This window comes from Frankia sp. Mgl5 (assembly GCF_023242985.1).
Lineage (GTDB): Bacteria > Actinomycetota > Actinomycetes > Frankiales > Frankiaceae > Parafrankia > Parafrankia soli.
Map to the genome: position 1 here is coordinate 1 of NZ_JALKFY010000497.1, position 399 is coordinate 399.

1 pseudogene is annotated in these 399 nt (G+C 54.6%); it reads left to right on the plus strand.

The features are described from left to right. Nucleotides 1-399, plus strand: a pseudogene (locus MXD62_RS10310) (endonuclease MutS2); the annotation flags it as partial.

A 399-nucleotide genomic window follows, 5' to 3' on the forward strand; every position in this document is an offset into this window, starting at 1 on the left:
ATCCAATGCGTTTGCCATCGCCAGCCGTTTGGGCCTTTCCGATGAAATTATTGGCAAGGCGCGGAAATCGATCAGTGAAGAAGAGAATCAGGTGGAAACCATGATCGCCTCGCTGGAACGCAATAAAAAATCGGCAGAGCAGGAGCGGCGCACAGCAGAAGCGCTTCGGCGCGAGGCGGAAGAGCTGCGTCGCCAGATTGAGGAAGAGCGGCAGCGACTTGCTGAAGAGAAGAACCGTTTGCTGGAAAAAGCGGAGGATGAAGCAAGGCTGGCTGTCCAATTGGCGAAAGAGGAAGCAGACGAGGTTATCCGTGAGCTGCGGGAGATGATGGCAGAGGGTGTCGAAGTAAAAGAACACCGCCTGATCGAAGCGAAAAAACGGCTAGGCAACGCTGTGCT